At 59.1% G+C, this 20,253-nt stretch carries 28 protein-coding genes; 26 read left to right on the top strand and 2 right to left on the bottom strand.

The annotated features are described in order from the left end of the window. The 9 genes from E1297_RS11745 to E1297_RS11705 all read left to right on the top strand — a co-directional run. The coding region (locus E1297_RS11745) for a hypothetical protein (RefSeq protein WP_209015757.1) at window positions 1–236 on the top strand (236 nt) is incomplete at its 5' end. Then, entirely contained in the window at window positions 236–1,207 is a 972-nt protein-coding gene (locus tag E1297_RS11740) for an oxidoreductase (protein WP_155138250.1), read from the top strand. The genes E1297_RS11745 and E1297_RS11740, both read left to right, overlap by 1 nt. Beyond that, window positions 1,204–1,521: a hypothetical protein gene (locus E1297_RS11735; protein ID WP_155138248.1), complete on the top strand. Its 318-nt coding sequence runs from the start codon at window positions 1,204–1,206 to the stop codon at window positions 1,519–1,521. Before E1297_RS11740 ends, E1297_RS11735 begins: the two co-directional genes overlap by 4 nt. Continuing rightward, window positions 1,518–1,739, top strand: a complete 222-nt coding sequence (locus E1297_RS11730; protein ID WP_155138246.1) for a hypothetical protein — start codon at window positions 1,518–1,520, stop codon at window positions 1,737–1,739. Before E1297_RS11735 ends, E1297_RS11730 begins: the two co-directional genes overlap by 4 nt. Continuing rightward, complete coding sequence (locus E1297_RS11725) at window positions 1,730–3,382, top strand: DEAD/DEAH box helicase (RefSeq protein ID WP_155138244.1); 1,653 nt, start codon at window positions 1,730–1,732, stop codon at window positions 3,380–3,382. Before E1297_RS11730 ends, E1297_RS11725 begins: the two co-directional genes overlap by 10 nt. Continuing rightward, the gene (locus tag E1297_RS11720) at window positions 3,379–4,479 is read left to right on the top strand and encodes a DNA cytosine methyltransferase (RefSeq protein WP_368669532.1); all 1,101 of its coding nucleotides are present in this window, start codon (window positions 3,379–3,381) and stop codon (window positions 4,477–4,479) included. The genes E1297_RS11725 and E1297_RS11720 overlap by 4 nt, the downstream gene beginning before the upstream one ends. Beyond that, window positions 4,476–4,787: a helix-turn-helix domain-containing protein gene (locus E1297_RS11715; protein ID WP_155138242.1), complete on the top strand. Its 312-nt coding sequence runs from the start codon at window positions 4,476–4,478 to the stop codon at window positions 4,785–4,787. The genes E1297_RS11720 and E1297_RS11715 overlap by 4 nt, the downstream gene beginning before the upstream one ends. Beyond that, a complete protein-coding gene (locus E1297_RS11710) occupies window positions 4,769–5,113 on the top strand; it encodes a hypothetical protein (protein WP_155138241.1) in 345 nt (114 codons plus the stop codon). The genes E1297_RS11715 and E1297_RS11710 overlap by 19 nt, the downstream gene beginning before the upstream one ends. A gap of 24 nt (window positions 5,114–5,137) precedes the next feature. Further along, complete coding sequence (locus E1297_RS11705) at window positions 5,138–7,537, top strand: bifunctional DNA primase/polymerase (protein ID WP_155138239.1); 2,400 nt, start codon at window positions 5,138–5,140, stop codon at window positions 7,535–7,537. A gap of 4 nt (window positions 7,538–7,541) precedes the next feature. On the opposite strand, the gene E1297_RS11700 is transcribed toward E1297_RS11705, so the two are convergent. Together E1297_RS11700 and E1297_RS11695 are read right to left on the bottom strand one after the other, a co-directional pair. Next, entirely contained in the window at window positions 7,542–7,934 is a 393-nt protein-coding gene (locus E1297_RS11700) for a hypothetical protein (RefSeq protein ID WP_155138236.1), read from the bottom strand. Between the two features lie 51 nt (window positions 7,935–7,985). Continuing rightward, complete coding sequence (locus tag E1297_RS11695) at window positions 7,986–8,312, bottom strand: TM2 domain-containing protein (RefSeq protein WP_155138234.1); 327 nt, start codon at window positions 8,310–8,312, stop codon at window positions 7,986–7,988. 544 nt (window positions 8,313–8,856) lie between these two features. Between E1297_RS11695 and E1297_RS11690 the strand changes: the two genes are divergently transcribed. From E1297_RS11690 to E1297_RS11610, 17 genes are all read left to right on the top strand, one after another. Beyond that, the gene (locus E1297_RS11690; protein WP_155138232.1) at window positions 8,857–9,396 is read left to right on the top strand and encodes a transcription termination/antitermination protein NusG; all 540 of its coding nucleotides are present in this window, start codon (window positions 8,857–8,859) and stop codon (window positions 9,394–9,396) included. Window positions 9,397–9,573: 177 nt separating this feature from the next. Further along, window positions 9,574–9,882: an HNH endonuclease gene (locus E1297_RS11685; protein ID WP_368669531.1), complete on the top strand. Its 309-nt coding sequence runs from the start codon at window positions 9,574–9,576 to the stop codon at window positions 9,880–9,882. 102 nt (window positions 9,883–9,984) lie between these two features. Then, window positions 9,985–10,446, top strand: coding sequence for a terminase small subunit (locus tag E1297_RS11680; RefSeq protein WP_155138230.1), 462 nt, complete (start codon window positions 9,985–9,987; stop codon window positions 10,444–10,446). A 14-nt stretch (window positions 10,447–10,460) separates the two neighbouring features. Continuing rightward, window positions 10,461–11,984, top strand: coding sequence for a terminase large subunit (locus tag E1297_RS11675; protein ID WP_155138227.1), 1,524 nt, complete (start codon window positions 10,461–10,463; stop codon window positions 11,982–11,984). Continuing rightward, window positions 11,981–13,276 (top strand): phage portal protein, encoded by a 1,296-nt coding sequence (locus tag E1297_RS11670; protein WP_209015756.1) that lies wholly within the window; start codon window positions 11,981–11,983, stop codon window positions 13,274–13,276. The genes E1297_RS11675 and E1297_RS11670 overlap by 4 nt, the downstream gene beginning before the upstream one ends. After that, the gene (locus tag E1297_RS11665; protein WP_155138225.1) at window positions 13,263–14,099 is read left to right on the top strand and encodes a head maturation protease, ClpP-related; all 837 of its coding nucleotides are present in this window, start codon (window positions 13,263–13,265) and stop codon (window positions 14,097–14,099) included. The genes E1297_RS11670 and E1297_RS11665 overlap by 14 nt, the downstream gene beginning before the upstream one ends. A 15-nt stretch (window positions 14,100–14,114) precedes the next feature. Next, the gene (locus E1297_RS11660) at window positions 14,115–15,344 is read left to right on the top strand and encodes a phage major capsid protein (RefSeq protein WP_155138223.1); all 1,230 of its coding nucleotides are present in this window, start codon (window positions 14,115–14,117) and stop codon (window positions 15,342–15,344) included. 61 nt (window positions 15,345–15,405) lie between these two features. Continuing rightward, a complete protein-coding gene (locus tag E1297_RS11655) occupies window positions 15,406–15,573 on the top strand; it encodes a hypothetical protein (protein WP_155138221.1) in 168 nt (55 codons plus the stop codon). After that, a complete protein-coding gene (locus tag E1297_RS11650) occupies window positions 15,573–16,178 on the top strand; it encodes a head-tail connector protein (RefSeq protein ID WP_155138218.1) in 606 nt (201 codons plus the stop codon). The genes E1297_RS11655 and E1297_RS11650 overlap by 1 nt, the downstream gene beginning before the upstream one ends. Further along, window positions 16,178–16,516, top strand: coding sequence for a phage head closure protein (locus E1297_RS11645; protein ID WP_155138216.1), 339 nt, complete (start codon window positions 16,178–16,180; stop codon window positions 16,514–16,516). The genes E1297_RS11650 and E1297_RS11645 overlap by 1 nt, the downstream gene beginning before the upstream one ends. Next, window positions 16,513–16,704: a hypothetical protein gene (locus tag E1297_RS11640; RefSeq protein ID WP_155138214.1), complete on the top strand. Its 192-nt coding sequence runs from the start codon at window positions 16,513–16,515 to the stop codon at window positions 16,702–16,704. The genes E1297_RS11645 and E1297_RS11640 overlap by 4 nt, the downstream gene beginning before the upstream one ends. After that, on the top strand, window positions 16,697–17,074 hold the full coding sequence (locus E1297_RS11635) for an HK97-gp10 family putative phage morphogenesis protein (RefSeq protein ID WP_155138212.1): 378 nt from the start codon (window positions 16,697–16,699) through the stop codon (window positions 17,072–17,074). The genes E1297_RS11640 and E1297_RS11635 overlap by 8 nt, the downstream gene beginning before the upstream one ends. Then, complete coding sequence (locus E1297_RS11630) at window positions 17,071–17,469, top strand: DUF3168 domain-containing protein (protein ID WP_155138210.1); 399 nt, start codon at window positions 17,071–17,073, stop codon at window positions 17,467–17,469. Before E1297_RS11635 ends, E1297_RS11630 begins: the two co-directional genes overlap by 4 nt. Before the next feature lie 9 nt (window positions 17,470–17,478). Then, window positions 17,479–17,922: a phage tail tube protein gene (locus E1297_RS11625; RefSeq protein ID WP_155138208.1), complete on the top strand. Its 444-nt coding sequence runs from the start codon at window positions 17,479–17,481 to the stop codon at window positions 17,920–17,922. After that, window positions 17,919–18,254, top strand: a complete 336-nt coding sequence (locus tag E1297_RS11620) for a hypothetical protein (RefSeq protein ID WP_155138206.1) — start codon at window positions 17,919–17,921, stop codon at window positions 18,252–18,254. Before E1297_RS11625 ends, E1297_RS11620 begins: the two co-directional genes overlap by 4 nt. A 32-nt stretch (window positions 18,255–18,286) precedes the next feature. Next, on the top strand, window positions 18,287–18,445 hold the full coding sequence (locus tag E1297_RS11615; RefSeq protein WP_155138204.1) for a hypothetical protein: 159 nt from the start codon (window positions 18,287–18,289) through the stop codon (window positions 18,443–18,445). Beyond that, window positions 18,445–20,253: phage tail length tape measure family protein (locus E1297_RS11610; protein ID WP_196223280.1), on the top strand; the 1,809-nt coding region annotated here is incomplete at its 3' end. The genes E1297_RS11615 and E1297_RS11610, both read left to right, overlap by 1 nt.

Here is a 20,253-nt window from a genome sequence, read left to right as displayed (position 1 = left end):
CAGCCGCTGGCCACTACGGCCATGCCTCAGTGAAAGGTAAAAATGCCATCGCCGCTGCGCTCGGCATTGGCGGTGTGGCAAAGGCGGAAGCAGGCGGGGCGATCATGCTGGCCGCTTACGACGATGACTTTAACCTGGTCGCAGTCCGCGCCTCGCTGGTTGGCGAAAACGGGATCGAACCGGGCAAGAGCTACATCCTGTCCGTTGATGGTGCGTTCAAAGAGTGGAGCGTATAATGGTCGCTCTCCCGCAATTCCGCTCTCCCACCATTGACGCGATTTACCGGGTCTACGAAGCGCGGGCCAAACAAGAGCCGGAACGCACCTATCTCGGGATTTCCATTCTGGGCGAAGAGTGCGCCCGCAAGCTCTGGTACGCGTTCCGCTGGGCGCAGCCCCGCGAGGACTTTGACGGGCGCATGTTGCGGCTGTTTCAGACCGGCCACCGGGAGGAAGCCCGTGTCATCGAGGATCTGCGCGCCGCAGGCATCGACATTCACGATGTGGATCAGCTGACCGGCGATCAATGGGCCGTATCCACCGCAGGCGGGCATGTGCGCGGGCATATGGACGGCATCATCTTCGGGGGTGTCGTCGAGGCGCCGAAAGCCTGCCATGTGTTCGAGTGCAAGACGCATTCGGTCAAGAGCTTCAAGAAACTGTTGCTGGAGGGCGTGCAGAAATCCAAGCCTCTGCATTATGCGCAGTGCCAGGGCTACATGCATCTGAAGGGGGTTGACCGGGCGCTTTATGTCGCGGTCGAGAAAGACACCGACACGATCCACATCGAGCGGATCCACTATGACGCGGCGTTCGCGATTGCGCTGATGGCCAAGGGCGAGCGGATTGTTTTCTCGGATCACGCGCCCGCAAAGCTGCATGACAACCCGGAAAGCAGAGCCGCTTATGCCTGCAACTGGTGCCCGGCGAAATCCGTTTGCCATGAGGGCGCATGGGCGCGTGTGAATTGCCGGACGTGCCTGCATGCCGCGCCAAGAGATGACGGGCAGGGCGGCTGGCACTGCGCACGCCATGACCGGATGTTGAGCACGGAAGACCAGCAAAACGGTTGCGGCAGTCACCTGTTTGTGCCGGATCTGGTGCCGGGCAAGCAGATCGACACCGACCCGGACGCGGAAACCGTCACCTATCAATTGCGCGACGGCTCCGAGTGGGTGGATGGCGCGGGAAAGGCGGTGACGGGATGAAACCGCAAAAGAACCCGTTTGTGCCGGTCAGCCAGAGCATGCACCTGACCAAGGCGGACATCGGCACCGCAGGGGATGCTGACCAAACCTTTGCCGGAATGGCGCATTTTGCCGGAACCGGCCCTGCAGGCAAGGTCTGCGGCACCTGCAGGCATTTCCAGGTCAACAACAACAAAACATGCAGCCGGATGCCCGACAGCCGGTTGGGCAAGCCGGCGGTGTGCCTGAAGGCGCGCAAGCTCATGGGGGGGGCAACCGCCCGGATTCCCTCGCGGGCCGCCGCCTGCAAGTATTACGAGGGGACTGACACATGAAGAAGGATGTGACCCTGACGCCTACAAAAATGGGCAACCTGCTGATCGAGCAACCCGGTCAGGAAACAACGGAAATCGCGTTTCACGATGTGCCGGCGCTCGTGGCCGCCATGCTGAGGCGTGGGGACATGAAAGGCGCCCGTGAAGTCTGGAAGGTCGCCTTTGAAAGCAATGCGGCGTTCCATGGTCTGTGTGGGGAGGTGCCGCTATGGCGATAACCCTGCGCCCCTATCAATCCGAGGCGATTTCTGCTGTCCATGACTATTGGGCCACCGAGGGCGGCAATCCGCTGATCGTGCTGCCCACGGGGGCGGGTAAATCCCTCGTGATCGCGGAGCTGGTGCGCGGATTGCGGGAGGCATATCCGGCCATGCGGATCGGCATGATCACGCATGTGAAGGAGCTGATCCAGCAAAACGCGGAAGAACTGATCAAGCTGTGGCCGGAAGCGCAAACGCTGATCGGGATCTATTCGGCGGGGCTTGGCCAGCGCAACCTGCACCGCCCGATCACCTTCATGGGCATCCAGTCGGTGCACAAGAAAGCGGCCGCGCTGGGCGGGTTCGATCTTTTGCTGATCGACGAGGCCCACCTGATCCCGCGCAACACCGCCACAATGTATGGCCGGTTCATCTCCGATTGTCTGACGATCAACGCAAGCATGCCGGTCTGCGGTCTGACCGCAACGCCTTACCGGCTGGACTCCGGGCGGCTCGACAGGGGCGAGGACCGGCTGTTCGACAAGATCGTCTACGACGCCAATGTGCGTGATCTGATCGAAGACGGCTATCTCGCCAATCTGATCAGCAAGGCGACGGTGGCCCGGATTGATACCAGCAAGGTGCATATCCGCGGGGGCGAGTTCAAGGCGGACGAGCTGGAAGCGGCGGCACTGGATGTTGTCGAGGCGGCGGTGGCGGAAATCGTGACGATGGGCGAGGACCGGGCCGGGTGGCTGGCGTTCTGCACCGGTGTCGATCATGCCGTCCAGGTGCGCGATCTGATCCGTCAGGCGGGCTATTCCTGCGAGGCTGTTACGGGGGAGACGCCAAAGGGCGAGCGGGACCGGATTTTGACAGCCTACAAGGCGCGGCAGATCCGGTGCCTGACAAGTGTTGGCGTTTTGACCACCGGCTTCAACGCGCCGCATGTGGATCTGATCGCGATGCTGCGGCCGACGCTTTCGACATCGCTGTTCATCCAGTGCATCGGGCGCGGGCTGCGCAAGGCACCGGGCAAGGGCAACTGCCTTGTGCTGGATTTTGCCGGAAACACCGTGCGCCATGGTCCGGTCGACGCCGTGAAGCCGAAGAAGGAACCGGGCGGCGGCGATCTGCCGGATGAGGAAAAGGTAAAGCCGGACACGGAGCGGGCCAAGGAATGTCCGGACTGCGCGGAAGTGGTGGGGCTGGCAACGCGGATCTGTCCGGGCTGCGGCCATGAGTGGCCCTTTGCCGAAAAGCCGCGCCACGAGGCGGAAGCGGCGTCGGATGCCCCAATACTTTCAACTGAACAGGTGGCACCGCAATGGCTGGCCGTGACGGACACCCGGTTCGAGATCCATCAGAAATTCAGCGCTCCCGACAGTCTGAAGATCACTTATGCGACGGACAAGCGGGACTACAGCGAGTGGCTGTGTTTCGAGCATGGCGGCCGGGCTGCGGGCAAGGCCGGCATGATCTGGCGGCGGCTGGGCGGAGCATTGCCGATCCCCCAAACGACGCAGGAGGCGGTCAGCCGGAAAGGCGAGCTGGACACCGTTGTTGCGGTCAGCGTCAAGCGGCAGGCGCCGGGCTCGAAATACTGGACCGTGGCGGATCGGCAGACGGCTAACGGGCAAGCGATGGAGGCGGCGGAGTGAGTGCGCCTCAAGCCTACTACAACGAAAACGACCTCTACGCCGCTGAATGGCTGCGCAATCTCATTGCTGAAAACCTGATCGCTCCCGGAGATGTGGATGACAGATCAATTGTCGATGTTCGACCTTCTGACCTTGCCGGATACACGCAGTCTCACTTCTTCGCCGGTATCGGTGTCTGGTCCTACGCACTCAGACTTGCAGGATGGCCCGACGACAGACCCGTGTGGACCGGCTCCTGTCCGTGCCAACCTTTCTCCGCGGCAGGCAAGGGAAGCGGGTTTGATGACGAGCGGCACCTTTGGCCGCACTGGTTCCATCTCGTCAGCGAGTGCCAGCCTCCAGAGATCCTTGGCGAACAGGTTGCAAGCAAGGACGGCCTCACTTGGCTCGACCTTGTACAAGCTGACCTGGAAGGAGCGGGTTACGCCTGCGGGTTTGTCGATACCTGCTCAGCGGGCGTCGGTGCCCCGCACATCCGGCAGAGGCTCCGGTTCTGGGCTCAAGGGGTGGAACACTCCGAATTGCCCGCGAAATCACGACAGCGACCAATCAGCTGGCAGGCTCTATGCGAGCAAAAAGCAGCAAGACTTACCCGAAACGGCTTGGCTCACGAATTGGACGGAAACTCCGGTGACGCCGGGGTGCTTTGCGAACAAACAGTTGATCCCGATACCAAAAAGGGCGCAGTTGACGGGCTGGCCGACGCCGAATGCAACAGACAGCACCGGCGCGAGCACGTCGGGCCGTCAGGGCGGCATGAACCTGCAGACGGCGGGACAGCTGGCGGGTTGGCCGAGCCCGACAGCAACGGATGCTCACAAGGGCGGGCTTCCGCCGAGGCCACACGACACGGGCATTCCGCTGACGCAAATGGCGGCATTGGTCACAATCACCCACCCGGTCCGGTTAACGGCTTCTGGCGAGATGCTGACTGGCTCAGCTGCCGGGATGGAAAGTGGCGGCCAGTTAGACCCGGCTCATTCCCGCTGGTTGATGGCGCTGCCTCCCGAGTGGGACGTTTACGCGCCTATGGAAACGCGGTCGACGCTCAAGCGACGAAAGTCTTCATCGAAGCGGTGATGGAGTGCCGGCCATGATCCCCATAATCCAGCTCGAAATCGCCGCATGTGGCCGGTTCGGAGTGTCGCCATCGCTGTTTCATTCCAGCTCGTGCGGCGGGGATCTGTCAGCGGCACGCCGGGTGGCGTGGTGGCTGGCGCACAGGCTCAACGGCTGGTCGCTGGCGTCGATCGCTCGCGACCACGGCGGCACCAACCCGTCAACGGTTATCGCGGCCATGTGCCGGTTGCGCCGGGATTTTAACGAGCACAACAGCGTTGCCCGTGATGCCCGGGATCTGCTGGCCATCTTTCAGGAGCTTGACACATGGCGAAACAAAGCTTGAGCGGCGGGCCGTGCTGGCTGTGCAGGCGCCGCGATGACGGTGTGGGCTACATGCTCAGGCACAATGCCCGGCCTGTCTGGTCCTGCTCGGAACATCTTCATCTTGTCAAAAAGGGACAGGCCATGTCGCAACGGGAATTCGATATCTACGAGGGGCAGGCGCTGCATGATGCCATGTGCATGGCAGCCGACCGGCTCGACCGGCTCGGGACCGGCGATCTGAACGCCCTGAGCGAGGTGCAGGCGGTCGAGTTCTTCCGGGGGTTTCTGGATGACTTCGGCACATCCCTGGCAGACAAGCTGGAAAAGCTCGACCCGCCATTCTGATTTCTCTTTGCATGCGGGGCCGCAGTGGCGAAGCTTGGGTTTACATTCGATCCGTCCATCGTGCGGGTGCTGTCAAATTACGAATTGGCCGTGTCGCTGCATGAGGCGGGTATGGCGGTCTTTCCATGTGATCCGTCTCCGGCTTACAACCCGGACGGCACCAAGAACGATAGAAGCAAGAAGCCATTATCCGGGACCAGTTGGCGATCCGGCGCAACCAGTCACAGGCGCAACATAGACAATTGGTGGCGGCGCTGGCCGGACGCCATGCCGGGCATCGATCTTGGCAAGTCGTCGCTGCTGGTGGTCGACCTCGACGAGGAGGACGGGGTTCGCGGCCAGGACTACTGGGACCGGATTGTGGCGGAAAACGGCGGTTGTGATGCGCCCTATGCGGACACGCCATCGGGTGGCCGGCATGTCTATTTCCGCCAGCCGGACGGGCTGAACCACGGCAACGGGCGGGGCAATCTGCCACCGAAAAAAGAGTGCCCGATCGATATCAGGGGCACGGGTGGCTATGTGATCGCACCGGGCGCGCATCGGGATGACGGGATCTATGAACCGGGAGACGGGGATCCGCTGTCCATTCTGGATGCACCGGTCATGCCGGACTGGCTGGTGGAACTGCTGACGAAACGGCCGGAAGGAATCACCCATCAGCCGCAGAGTTGCGCCGTTCCGGTGGTCTCCGGAGGCCAACAGGAAATCGGCTTCGAGAGCCCGTTTTTCAGGAACGTCAACAGCATTGCCTTGCAAAAACTGTCCGTGTGGGTGCCGCAGATCTTCCCGCAAAGCAAACCGCAGCCGGGAACCGGGGCCTATCGCGTGTCCTCGCGCCTGCTGGGGCGGGATCTGCAAGAGGATCTGTCTCTGGCACCAACCGGCATTGTCGATTTCGGCGTGCATGACATGGGCGATCCACGGGGGGGCAAGCGCACGGCGATTGATATCGTGATGGACTATGGCGGGGCAGGGGATGCTGTTGCCGCGGCCAACTGGCTGTGTGACGTGCTGTCGCTGGATCCGCGGGCCCTTGGCTGGGGCGTGGCGGATGAGGCGGAGATTGCAGAAGGGGCCGCGAGTGCCCGGACCTTGCTGCAACAGGATGACGGCACGATCATTGACCAGTCAACGGGCGAGGTGATCGAGACGCAAGAGAGTGCCAAAGAGGACGCTTTCCCCGATCATCTGACACGGGTGCCGGGGCTGGTTGGCCAGATCACCGACTGGATCGAGGCAACGGCCCGGCGGCCCTCCCGGGTTGCAGCCCTGGGCGCGGCGCTGACGGTGACCGGAACCGTGATCGGGCGCAAGCTCTGCGGGCCGACACAATCCGCCACACATCTTTATGTGCTCAATCTGGCGGGATCGGGTGCGGGCAAGGATCACGCGCTGAACCAGGCACCGCGATTGCTTGCGGCGGCCGGCATGTCTTCGGTCAACGGCCCGGATGACTTCATGTCCCATTCCAGTCTAATTGCCAGATTGACCCGGGCGCCGCTGACCCATTGCGCGATGGATGAATTCGGGGCGTTTATCGCCAAGGTCAACCACGCCAGGGGCGGCCCGCATGTGGCAGGCATTTCCAAGATCCTGCGCACGGCGTGGGGCAAGTCCTTTGCATCGATGACAACGCCGGAATGGGCCAGCCGTCAATCGGAGATCATCCAGGCACCGGCCCTGTCCATTTTGGGTGTGTCGACACCTGACGAGTTCTTCGAGGCGCTGAAGGGCAAGGATGTGATCAACGGCTTTCTGAACCGGTTTCTGGTGTTGCCGTCCAATGGCAGGCCGAAGGACCGTGATCCGCTTGCAGATCCGCGGGACGTGCCGGAAGAGATCGTCAAGCGGATGGAAGCAATGTTTGGCGGCGGCAACCGGCTTGCGGGCATCACGGGGCAGCTTTACGCGGATCCGGCATCGGAGGTACGGCCGGTGGAAGTGCCGTGGGCCGATGATCATGCACGGGAGATTTTCCGGGATTTGCAGACCTATGTCGAGAACCTGCAGGACCGGCGGCCGGATCTGGCGCCGTTTTATGCAAGGACTGCGGAAATGGCCGTGCGCATGGCAACCATCCGGGCAGCCGGGGAAAACATGCTCAAGCCGTCCGTGTCGGTCGAGATGATGCAGTGGGGGCGGGATCTGGCGCTATGGTCCGCTGACCGGCTGGCGAAGGATGCCGGGCTCTACATGGCGGAAACCGACGCGCAGGCCAACGCCAACAAGGTGTTGCGGCTGATCCAGGAGAATGGCGGGCGGATCACGCGCCGGGATCTCTTGCGCCGGATGCAACACACCCTCAAGGGACGCGATCTGGATGATACGATCAAGTCCCTCAAGGAGGCGGAGCAAATCGTGCAGGAGGCCGTGGCATCAACGCGGCGGCCGGTCGTGACCTATTTCCTGACGCGGGACTGAGCCGCTACAGAGCTTCAAGCTCCGGGAACTTCTGAAATTTGATCCCGCTATTGACGATCATGAAGCAGCCAGGGGCATCCTGCAGCGAGCGGACAACCCTGCCATTGTCGATGACAATGCTTGTGTATTTCACGCCAATATACGCGCCGAACGAGTTTTTGGCATTCAGGGAAAGGCAGCCAGCACGGCCGCCACGGGGCGTGTTGTCGAAAAAGTACGAGATCTGAGCATCGCGTATTGAATATGGATCCTTGAAGGTGTTGCGCACGTAATTGACAATTATCCGGCGCTCTTCCGGCGTGGCCGGCTTGGAATGCGCCACCATCTGATCCACCTGCTCTGTAGTGACGCATCCCGCCAATCCAATTGTCAGGATCAGCATGACAAGCAATTTCATAACGTTCATCTCTTACAAACCCAAAAACAATCAAAATATGTTTTGATGATTTCAAAGCCCCGCTTCTGCGGTCAATCGGGCGCGCACTTCACCCTTGTTGTCATTGACCATTCCCGGTATCAAAAAGGCGTCGACGATAATCCATCCCCAAGCGAAAATGAGCAGGAAGCCGCCAAGCGCGCTGCCATTAATGAGAAACACCCATCCGAGCAGCTGAAGAGCCAATATGCTCAAGCCACTCAGGGCGCGCCCCAGATACATCCGGTGAACACCCAAACCGCCTAGAAAAAACCAGCATATATATGCGAGAGCCATGGATTTGGCTTCGTTCGTGACGCGTTGCTCGATCAAGATCCGCTTCTGCGTTTCCTCGCTCATACTCTCAGTCCCCCAAGTTCAAAACACCATCTCGGCGTGACGGTACTCATTACGTTAATCATGGAAAAACGCAACCTTGTGTTGGTTTGTTTCACCTTGATCAGAACGAGGGGCCGATATCGGAATACCGATATCGTATTGGTGCGCGCAGTACCTGCAATCAAAAATGTGCACTCAGTACACCGTGACACTTAGCGTGACACTTTTCGATTTTCCGTGACACTTTTGAAAAGTGTCACGTGACACTAATGGTTTTCGTGACACTTTTCGTGACAGTTATTTCCCATAAAACACAATAAGTTAATATCAAAAAAACCTAAGTGTCACGGTGTCACGGGGGTGTATGGGATTGGATGATTTTTGAAATATTGTTGCGTGAAATGGGGTGTGTCTATTTACGTGCGTGACAGCGTGACACTTATGAAATGCTCAGATTTGACCGTTTGGGGTGGTGGGGTTGCCTCTTGCAATCTCCGGGCAAATCAGGTCTAGATTGAACCGCCTCACGACCGCTGCTGCGACCCACCACAAAAGGCCGCAGCGCATGACATCACATCCGCAGTCCACTCACGCCTCACTGGCGTGGTATGTCGTTCGCACCAATCCCAATTGCGAAGGACGCGCCAAGACGGCAATGCGGGAAGCAGGCTTTGAGCCCTATTGCCCGATGGGACGCCATGAACGCCGATGTGGCCGGGCGCGTCGCCGTGTCGATGTCAAGCGGCCCTTGTTCTGCCGGTATGTGTTCGTTGGACTGGATCCGGCTTCCCCTCCGTTCGGAGCTGTTCGCCGCATAGACGGTGTCCGTGAGTTCGTCGGCATTGATGGAACACCTGTACGGATACCGTGGGCGTGTATAGAGGCCCTGCAATGCGCCGAGGATATGGGTGTGTTCGATTTCAGGCAGTCAAGGCAGGCTATCGCGCTGGAGATCGGGGATGGTGTGGTGCTGGTGTCTGGTATGTTCGAGGGATGGGAGGCATCTGTCGAGCGTGTGCCATCGAGCAAGGATGATCCGGTGCTGTTGTCGGTAGGCTCCATGAAAATCCAGACGCCGCTTGACACTGTTCAGAGATTGGCATAGCTTTTGCTTGTTCGCTCGTTATATGAGCAAACCCTACGGTGTCCGAGTGGCTGAGTTCCACCGGCCGTGTCAGCAGGAAAACGCAGGATCTGCGGAGCTGGCGCAACGGGGTTCTATTGCCGAAGCAACGATAACCGCCATCCTTTTGAGGGTGGCTTTTTTTGTGGGTGGTGTCATGTGACCGATAGGCATTGGCAAGGCTGGTACAAGACAAAACGCTGGCAAAGGCTGAGACGCCAGCAACTCGCTACTGAGCCGCTTTGCACCAAGTGCCAGTCTGAAGGGCGAGTCGTGGCTGCAACGGTCGCAGACCATATCAAGCCACACAGAGGCGATGAGGCCCTGTTTTGGGATGCAGGCAACCTGCAATCACTCTGCACCCACCATCACAACAGCTGGAAACAATCATTGGAGCGGCGCGGCTACAGCCTGGACATCGGTTCTGACGGCTGGCCGGTCGACCCGGCCCACCCCGCCAATCGGTAGGGGGGGTATCAAAAGTTCTGACCCGGGCGTCGGGAGATCGGCGTGTGGGCAAGAGAAAAAACGCTAACACAGTTTTAGGGATCGCGTGCGCGCAAGGACAGCATGGCAAAAAGGCAGCGAATAGATAGCGCTACGGAAGCCGTGAGGGTGATGCAGCAGGCAACGCAAGAGATCGTACCACCAAGCAATGTGCCTCTGGAAGACGAAGATTTGCCTTTCTTCGCGAGCGTTATTGCCGAGTTCGCCCGCTCTGAATGGACTGCGCATCAGCTTGAACTTGCGGCACTCATGGCGCGCACCATGGCGGATCTTGAGCGTGAGCAGCGATGTTTGAGAGACGAGGGCTCTGTGGTCCTGACAGAAAAGGGAACGCCTGTCGTCAATCCGCGCAAGGCCGTGGTCCAGATGCACGCCAGTACGATTTTATCCATGCGAAAAAGTCTTTCACTGCATGCCCGCGCAAAGGAAGGCGAGGCACGAGACGCTGCCAAGCGCCGGAAGCAGGCCAAGGCCATCGAGGATAACAACCCGTTGGATGATGACCTTTTGGCGAGGCCGAACTGACCAAGCCGCCTGACATGACACGCGGTGAAAAGGTAATCCGGTTCATTGAGCGGTATTGCCGTGTGCCTGAAGGAAAACTTGTTGGCCAGCCTCTGGTGCTGGATCCTTTCCAGAAAAAATTCATTCTGGATATCTACGATAATGAGGCAGTGACAGCGCGAGCCTATTTGTCGCTCGCACGCAAAAACGGCAAGTCAGCCCTGATCGCGGCGATCATGCTGGCGCATGTGGTGGGGCCGGAAGCGCGGTTGAACAGCCAGATCGTATCCGGAGCTCGGTCACGTGATCAGGCGGCGATTGTCTTCAAGCATGCCTCCAACATGGTCAGGCTGAACCCGGATCTGGCAGCAATAGCGCGCATCGTGCCGTCATCAAAAAAGATCATCGGATTGCCGATGAATGCAGAATACTGGGCGATTTCGGCAGAAGCCGGCACCGCCCACGGGTTGTCTCCGGTGCTGGCCATTCTGGATGAAGTCGGCCAGGTCAAGGGACCATCCGACAGCTTCATTGAGGCCATCGAGACCGCGCAGGGTGCTTATGACGACGCGCTTTTGATTGCGATTTCGACACAAGCAGCGTCGGACAATGATTTATTCTCGCGCTGGCTGGATGAGGCGGCAACAGCGGAGAACCCGCGAATTGTCTGTCATTGGTACTCTGCCGATGAGGACGCGGAGTTGAACGACGAAGCAGCCTGGAGGGCAGCGAACCCGGCACTTGGCAAGTTTCGATCATTGATCGAGATGCAGCAGGCAGCAGAGCGGGCGCAAAACAGCCCGCAATTCGAGAACTCGTTTCGCTGGTTGTATCTAAACCAGCGTATTGACGGCTCCACACCGTTTGTTGCCAAGAGCATCTGGAATGCTTGCGGTGGCCCGGTTGCGGATATGCGGGGTGTTCCGGTCTGGTGCGGGCTGGATCTGTCGGCCACGTCCGATTTGACCGCCTTCGTGATGATTGCACAGATTGACGGTCTTTGGCATGTGCAGCCGACGTTCTGGCTGCCGGAACATGGCCTGCGGGAAAAGGCAAAGGCAGATCGGGCGCCTTATGATGTCTGGGAGCGTGAGGGTCTGCTGAAGACCTGCCCCGGCGCGTCCGTCGATTATGACTTTGTCGCGCAGTTCATCCGCACGGTCTGCGATGAATACCAGATTGAAAAGATCGCGTTTGACCGTTGGAATTTCAGGCATTTCAAGCCTTGGCTTGAAGCGTCCGGGTTTGACGAAGACGAGATCGAACAGACGTTCGAGGAATTCGGACAGGGTTACAAGTCGATTTCTCCGGCATTGAGAGACCTGGAGGCAGAGCTTTTGAACGCCCGCGTGCGTCATGGCGGGCATCCTGTTCTGACCAGCTGTATTGCGAATACGCGTGTTTCGGTTGATCCGGCAGGCAATCGGAAGCTGGACAAGGCAAAGGCAACAGGCCGCATTGATGGAGCGGTGGCGCTGACCATGGCGTTTGGTGTGGCACCTCTGCAGGAACCGGATGACACGTCCGTCTACGAAGAACGCGGGATACTGTTTCTGTGAGCTTGTTCGATTTTTTCAGGCGTTCGGAGCCGGTTGCGGCGATGGATGCCGTGAGCCCGCGTGTCGAGCCTGTCATGCCCCGGCCGGGAGCCGTGCAGGCGATGGCTGGCGAAAGCGCGGTGTTTTCGGGGCTCGATGATCCGGCGCTTTTGGCCTTCATTCGTGAGGGGTACGGAACTGTCACGGAATCGGGGATTACGGTCACGCCGGAACAGGCGATGAAGAATACCACGGTGTTCCGGTGTGTGTCCTTGATCAGCTTTGCGATCGGCATGTTGCCGTTGCATCTGCGGTGGAAGGCGACGAAGGAAAAGGCCAGCGAGCACCCGGCATTCCGGTTGCTGCATCGGAAGCCGAACGATTGGCAGACAGCGTTTGAATTCCGTTCCCTGATGCAGCAATGGGCCTTGATCCATGGCAACGCCTATGCCCGGATTGTGCGCTCCCGTGGCCGGATCATCCAGCTTGTGCCCATGAACCCCACGCAGGTGACGGTTGAGCAAAAGCTGCTTGGCGGCAAACTGACTTACAAATATGCCCGTGCCGATGGCGGGGAAGTGATCCTCCAGGCGCAAGAGGTGTTTCATCTGCGCAACGGCATATCGCCAGACGGTATATCCGGCATGTCTCTGGTCGAGAAATCGGCGGAAGCCATTGCTTTGGCAATCCAGACGGAAAAAGCGGCAGCGCGGCTCTTCAAAAGCGGTGTCATTGCCGGATCGGTCTTGAAGACACCGGGCAAGCTCAGCCCTGAAATACGGGAAAACCTGAAGGCCAGCCTTGAAGAGCGCCGCGGCGCGGAAAACGCGCACAAATCCATGCTTCTGGAAGAGGGGCTTGAATTTGCCGATGTGTCCGGCACGGGCCGGGATAACCAGCATCTTGAGACCCGCAAACACCAGATCGACGAAATAGCACGCCCGTACGGGGTGCCGCGTCCGCTTCTTGGCGTTGATGAAACGTCTTGGGGATCCGGCATCGATGTGCTTGGCCAGCTCTTTGTCCGGTATGCACTCAACCCGTGGTTTGTCGCGTGGGAGCAAGCCATCGAGCGGGACATTCTGAGCGATCAAGAAGCCGACGAGATCGAGGCGAAATTCAACCCGGGGGCTCTTTTGCGCGGCAATGCCAAGGATCAGGCGGAATTCTTCGCCAAGGCGCTGGGCTCTGGCGGGCACCAGCCCTGGATGAGCACCGATGAAATCCGGGAACTGAGCGACCTCCCGCCCGGTGTTGAGCTTCCAGCCGCACCCGGACAGCAAGATCAGGAGCAACAGAATGAGCCTTCGTGATTTGCCGGAGCTTCAGACTGGCCAGCTTCCAAAAGTTTGTGCTTTTGAGGCTGATCCGGATGCGCTCGACCGCTGGAATGCTGCGGTTCAGGCAAAGGATACGGACAACAGCACTATTTCGGTTCTGGATGTCATCGGTGAAGATTACTGGAGCGGTGGCGGGGTCACGGCCAAGCGTGTATCGGCTGCCTTGCGGGCCATAGGTGACAAGGATGTTACCGTTGAAATCAATTCGCCGGGCGGGGATATCTTCGAGGGCGTTGCCATTTACAACGCGCTCCGGATGCACCCGCACAAAGTCACTGTCCGGGTTCTGGGGCTAGCAGCGTCGGCCGCATCGGTCATAGCGATGGCCGGCGATGAAATCCAGATCGGCAAGGCCGGGTTCCTGATGGTTCACAATGCCTGGACGGTAACCGTTGGAAACCGTCACGACCTGCTTGCCGCGTCGGAGATGCTGACACCGTTCGATGCGGCGCTGGCCGGGCTTTATGCGGATCGTTCTGGCGTTGAGAATTCCAAGGCCTCGGAATGGATGGACAACGAGACGTGGTTCAACGGCGAACAGGCGATTGAAACCGGCTTGGCGGACAGCCTTCTTCCGGCTGACGCGATCACGGAAGACAATACAAAGGCGGAAGCTGCCCAGGGCGTGAATGCAACACGCCGTGTTGATGCGCTTCTTGCCAGAACAGGAATGCCAAGGTCGGAACGCCGTGCGCTTCTGGCCGATGCGAAAGGGGGCATGTCCGGCGCTGCCCCATCCGTCACGCACGACGCTGACGCAATTGCAGCCCTTGCCAAGGGCCTTTTCAAGATCTGACATAGGAGAAGCATCATGACGATGCATACAGCACCCGCCAAGGCGCGGGGCATCATGGCTGTGCGTGCGGAAGCGGACGCTACGACGATTCTGGCCACCCTTCAAAACGATTGGCAAGCCTTCCAGGCTGCGCAGGCGGAGAAGGACAAGGAAATCAACGCCCGGTTTGACGATGTTGTCACAACCGAGAAGATTGACCGCATCAATGCCAGCATTGGCGAGCTTCAAGCCGCGATCGATGCCAGCAATGCGCAGCTGGCAGCCATGGAGATGGGTGGTTCGGGAAGCCGGTCGACGCCGGTTGACGCGGAATACACCAATGCATTTTCGGCGCATTTCAAGGGCGGCGATGTTCAAGCGTCCCTGAACAAGGGAAGCGATACCGACGGGGGTTATCTGGCTCCGGTGGAGTGGGATCGCACCATCACGAACAAGCTGATTGAGGTTTCCCCCATGCGCGGGATCTGCTCGGTCATGCGGGTTTCGGGGACCACCTTCAAGAAGCTCTACAACATGCGTGGTACCAACTCTGGCTGGGTTGGTGAAACCGCCAACCGTACGCAGACCGCAAACGCGCAATTCGAGGAAGGGGCTTTCCCGTTCGGTGAAATCTACGCGATGCCGGCGGCCACCCAGACCATTCTGGATGATGCGGAAATCAATCTGGAAAGCTGGCTTGCCGGTGAAGTTGAAACCGAATTCGCGTTTCAGGAAGGCGGGGCCTTTATTGCGGGCGATGGTGACAACAAGCCCTTCGGGTTGCTGACCTACGCGGACGGTGCTGCGAATGCGGGCCGCCATCCGCTTGGCGCGATCCCGGTCAAGGGCTTCGCCAGCGCAACCGATGTCACATCGGACGAACTGATCGACATGATCTATGCGGTCCCGTCGAGCTACACGATGGGCGCACGGTTTATCATGAACCGCACGTCACAGGGCAAGATCCGCAAGCTGAAAGACGGTGACGGCAATTACCTGTGGCAGCCTTCCGCCCAAGCTGGCCAGCCTGCTTCGCTTCACGGGTATCCGGTGACGGAAATCCCGGGCATGCCGGACATGACAACCGGGGCGATGCCAATTGCCTTTGGCAATTTCCAGCGTAGCTACCTGATCCTCGATCGTGCAGGGGTGCGGGTTTTGCGGGATCCCTACACTCTGAAGCCATATGTGTTGTTCTACACCACCAAGCGTGTTGGCGGCGGCTTGCTTGACCCGCAAGGGTTGGTCATCGCCAAGCAGGCTTAACGACATCGACAGGGGCGCTTTCGGGCGCCCTTTTTCACGTTAATTTCACGGGGTTTCACAAATGACCGCTGCCAAATCGGATCAGGCCAAGCAGCCTGCGAAACCGGAAGCCAAGCCGGAAGCCAAGCCGGAAGCCAAGCCGGATGCGAAAGCAACAGCCAAGCAGAGCCGCACAAAGGAAGACCTTGCGCGGTGCGGGCTGGATGTGACCGTCTTCGGGTACAAGTAATGCAACCCGCCATGCAGCGGCCCAAGCTGGTGACGCCACCGGCTCAGCCTGTCGTGACACTCGACGAGGCCAAGGCGCATTGTTACGTCGAGCACGGCGAACATGATGCGCTGATCACGTCGCTGGTCGCGGCTGCCACCAGCCACCTTGATGGCTGGTCCGGTATTCTGGGGCGGTGTCTGGTCAACCAGCAATGGTCCGTTGCCTTTGGCGGGTTTCCGTATGACCGGTATTTGCGTCTGCCGTTTCCGGACGTGGATCCGGACAGCGTGACCGTCAGTTATTTCGATAGCGATAATCAGGAACAGGTGTTGCCTGCAGATCGCTGGCATCTGGCGGAAATGGCGAGCGGATCACGGTTGATGCTGGCTCAAATGTGGTTCTGGCCATCGGTTTGTGACCAGCCCGATGCCGTCACGGTCACATTTACGGCTGGGTATGGAGCGCTGGGTTCTGATGTGCCGGATGCGATCCGGCACGCCATCTTGTTGCTTGTGGGTCACTTTTACGAAAACCGCGAGGCGGTGACGGTCGGAGTGACCGCAACAGACTTGCCGCTGGGTGTTGACCGGCTGATCAGCGGGTATCGGCGGGTGTCGATCTGATGGCGCGGGCGGGATCCTACCGGGACCGGGTGACGTTTCAGGAAAGTCAGAGTGTTTCTGACGGGGCAGGCGGTCAGACAACTGCCTGGGTTGATCTGGTGACGGTCTGGGGAAACTACCGGGCAGAACGCGGCACTGAGGCCATGAAAGCCGGGGCAGTGCTGGCAGCGAGCCGGGGCACCTTGAAGGTTCGCTATTCCAGCCAGGTGGCCGGGATCAATGCGACATACCGGGCTGTGATCCGGGGCGAGGTCCATGACATTCAATCTGTCATCAATCCGGATCGCAGGTGGCGCGAGCTGGAAATGGTTCTTGTGCGTGGAGGATCGGGTGCATGAGTGAGGTTACCTATCAGCTCGTGTTCAAACTGCCGTGGTGGTGGCGGTTCTATTTTTGGGCAATTGTTTTCTTTGAATGGACCGTTGGTGGCGTTGACCCGGAGAAGGTCGCTGACTTCGTAGTGAAGCACAGCAAGTTTACAACGCAGCCGGTTCGGCGCGTAAAGCCGGGGTCTTCTGATGCCTGACCGGGTTATTATGCGTTCACCCAAACTCGATGCGACCATGGCCCGGATCAGAAAGATTGCGCCAAAATCGAATGAGTATCTGGAGCAGGCAAGCGAGCGATCGGCAAAAGAACTGGCCAAGCTGGCTTCCAGCGCTGCGCCACGCGTTAGCGGTGATCTTGCCGATAGCATCAAGGCAAAGAAGACGGAAGACTATCAAAGCGCATGGGGCGTCTATGCGATTTGGCGCTGGATGTTCACAGAGTTCGGAACCTCAACGAAAGCAGCGCAACCGTTCCTGTTTCCAATCTATCGGCTTCTCAAGAAAAAACACCTTGGCCGCGCCAGACGGGCGCTCAACAAGGCCGTCAAGGAAGCGATGGGCAAATGAGTTATTCGGTTGCCCTGCAAAAGGTGATTTTTCAGGCGATTATGGGAGCTGCGATTGCCGGTGTGAAATCGGTGGTCGATACGCCAAAGCAATCGCCCGAAGCCTCTGATTTTCCCTACATCCAGATCGGCGCGGCGAACAGTATTCCCGATGACGTGTCAGGCAGCGTCGGCACAGAGGAATACATCGATCTGCATGTCTGGTCGCGGACGCCCGGCCAGTCGGAAACAAAGCGCGTTCTCGACGATCTGAAGGCTGTCTTCCACGCGCAGTCGCTGACGGTATCCGGGCTGACCACGGCATATTCTTACGTTCATGGCTGGCGCGTCTTTGATGATCCGGACGGGTTCACCCGTCACGGCGTTCTGACCCTCAAAATCCTCTGCCATACATAGGAGATCGTTATGTCTCAACAGAAAAGCCGGTTGCTGCTTATCGAGATCAGCAGCGGCACCGGATCGACCGACTACGATACGTTGGGCGGTATGAAAACCAGAAACTTTACCCTGAGCTCGGAGCCTGTCGACACAACGACGGCTGACAAGGAGAACCCCGGCGGTCCTGTGCAAAAAACGTCGGAATACGGGACCAAATCCATCACCTTCTCCGGAGATGGCCAGTTCGAAAGTTCTGAGATCATGACACGTGTTGTTTCAGCTCAATGGAATGACGAAAAGATCTCTTGCCGGATACTTGTTCCGGGACTCGGCACCTTCTCCGGACTCTGGATTGTTCCTTCGCTTGAGGTGTCTGGTGGCGAGGTTTCTGACAACCTCAGTTTTTCTGCGTCTTGGGAAGCTGCAGGTAAAATCACATTTACACCTGCTACCACGGGCGCCAGCTCGTGATGCGGCCGGCGAACAAGACACGCGGTGAAGTCGCGTTGAAACTCGGCACGCATGATTTGATCCTGTGTGCCGAGATGGCCCGTATCGAGCAGCTTGAAGAAGCAACAGGGGGCATGAATCTGGTCGCCCTGATTGCAGCGCTTCAAGGACGCAAGATGTCGACCGTCAAGGCGGCTTTGATCTGCCTCTGCATTGAGGGGGACGCGGAAAAAGCCTGGAGCGCTCAATTCCCGGGTGTCACCCATGTCATTCCAGCGGCGGAAGCGGTTCTTGCTGCGCTGGTTCCCGGTGACGAGCCGGGGGAGGCCGACGCCGGGGCGGAGAACGGCTAGACCATTTTCCGATCCGGCAATGGCGCAAATGGATGCCTGCCCTTGGATGGACGCCGGATGTTTTCTGGCTTGCTTCGATCTCTGATTTCTTTGCGGCTGTCGAGGGCTACGCGCTGATGAATGGTGCGGAAGAAACAGGCGGCGGCTTTTCCCGTGATGATTACGAGCGTTTGAAGGCGCAGGTTGGCTGATGGCATCGACCGAAGAAAAACTTGTCCTTCTATTTGAGGCCAAAACGAATCAACTTGAACGCAAGCTCAATCAGATTGAGCGGGCATCAAAACAAGCTTTCAATAACAGCCGTCGCCCGCTGCAGAAATTCAACCGTGATCTTCAAAAATCCCCGCGGCATTTGTCGCGTATGCAAGCAGCCTTGCGCAAATCGGCGCAGTCTGCGGCGGTTCTGGAAGGCCCGCTTGGCGGGATAGCTGGCCGGTTTTCGGCAATCGGGTCTGCTGTTGGCAGTATCAACCCGGTTGTTCTGGGGGCAGCACTCGGTCTGGCGGGGTTCACGGCCGCTGGCGTCAAAGCGGTTAATGCATTTGAAAAGGCCGAGACCCAGTTTCTTGTTACCGAACAGGTGATCAAGGCGACGGGTGGTGCAGCGGGCCGGACAGGTGAACAGATCGAGGAACTGGCGCAGGGCATCGGAATGGCCACCCTTGCCAGTACCACGGAAGCGCGGGAGGCCGCGACCCAGCTTCTGACGTTCCGGTCAATCGCCGGGGATACGTTCGACCGGACGCTGAAACTCTCCCAAGATCTGGCGACTGTCGGTTTCGGTACGCTGAAGTCATCCGCCGTTCAACTCGGCAAGGCTCTGGAAGACCCCGAACAGGGCTTGTCCGCGTTGCGCCGTGTCGGTGTCAGCTTTTCGAGCGCACAGCGGGAGATGATCCGGAATTTCATGGAAACAGGCCGGGTTGCAGAGGCGCAGGCGTTGATCCTCGACGGCGTTGAGCAACAGGTTGGCGGAGCAGGTGCGGCATCTGGCGGCGGCTTGGCCGGGGCATATGACACGCTGGCCGAAGCCACCCAGATCCTGCTGGAAAGGTGGGGCTCGCAGATTGCTTCCGCGCTCAACTTGCGTGACGCAATCATGGGAATTGCCGGGGCGGTTGATGCAGTGAATGCGCGGGCCGGGCTGTCAGGTCAGATTGCAGAGACAACGCAAAGGATAGATTCGACGCGTTCAAAGCTGTCTGATTTTAGGGCGACTGCTGGAGAAGAGCAGAGCAACGGCGGCGTCTTCAATTCGCAAAGAGGAATCATCAATCAACAGGCGGCGCTTGCTGCTGAGCAGGAACTGCAAGACCTGCTTCGCCAGCGCGGCGACCTTTTGCGCCAGCTGGACCGCCAGCGCAAGGAACAAGACAACGCATATGTGCAGGCGCAGGAGGAAAAGGCGCGGGCCGAACAGGAACGCATTACGACTGTCCTTGACGGGCTGAACAAGGAAATCGAACTTGCTGGCAAGTCTCGTGTCGAGCGGGAAATCTCCAATAAACAGGCACAGGCGGGTGTCACAGCGGACAGTGCTGAAGGGCAGGAAATCGAGACACTCGTACGTCAGGCGGAGGCCACTCGGAATCTCGCTGTAGCCCGCGGTGGTAGCGCCCGGGCGGCCGGTGGTCAGGCTGATGCGGTTCAACGGATCATAGATCAGCTTCAGTTCGAGCTTGATCTGATGGGGATGTCCGAGACCCAAAAGCGCGTCATGAACGAGCTACGGTCTGCTGGCGCGGCTGCCACAGACGAGGAACGGGCCGCCATTGAAGCGTTGATCATCGCTCAAGACCAGGCATCCCAACGGCAGCAGCAGGCCGGTGAATTGTCTCAATTCGCAGCCGACATGATGTACAGCCAGTGGTCAGCTCTGACGAGCCAGATCAAGACGGGTAACGAAGCCCTTGACCAGTTTCTGCAGACACTGGCGCAAGTTGCGCTGCAAGGCGCAATCTTTGGTGAAGGCCCGCTTGGCGGCTTGTTCGGCGGGGGC

Source organism: Roseibium sp. RKSG952, from assembly GCF_009711355.1.
This window is presented reverse-complemented; position numbering and strand designations above follow the sequence as displayed.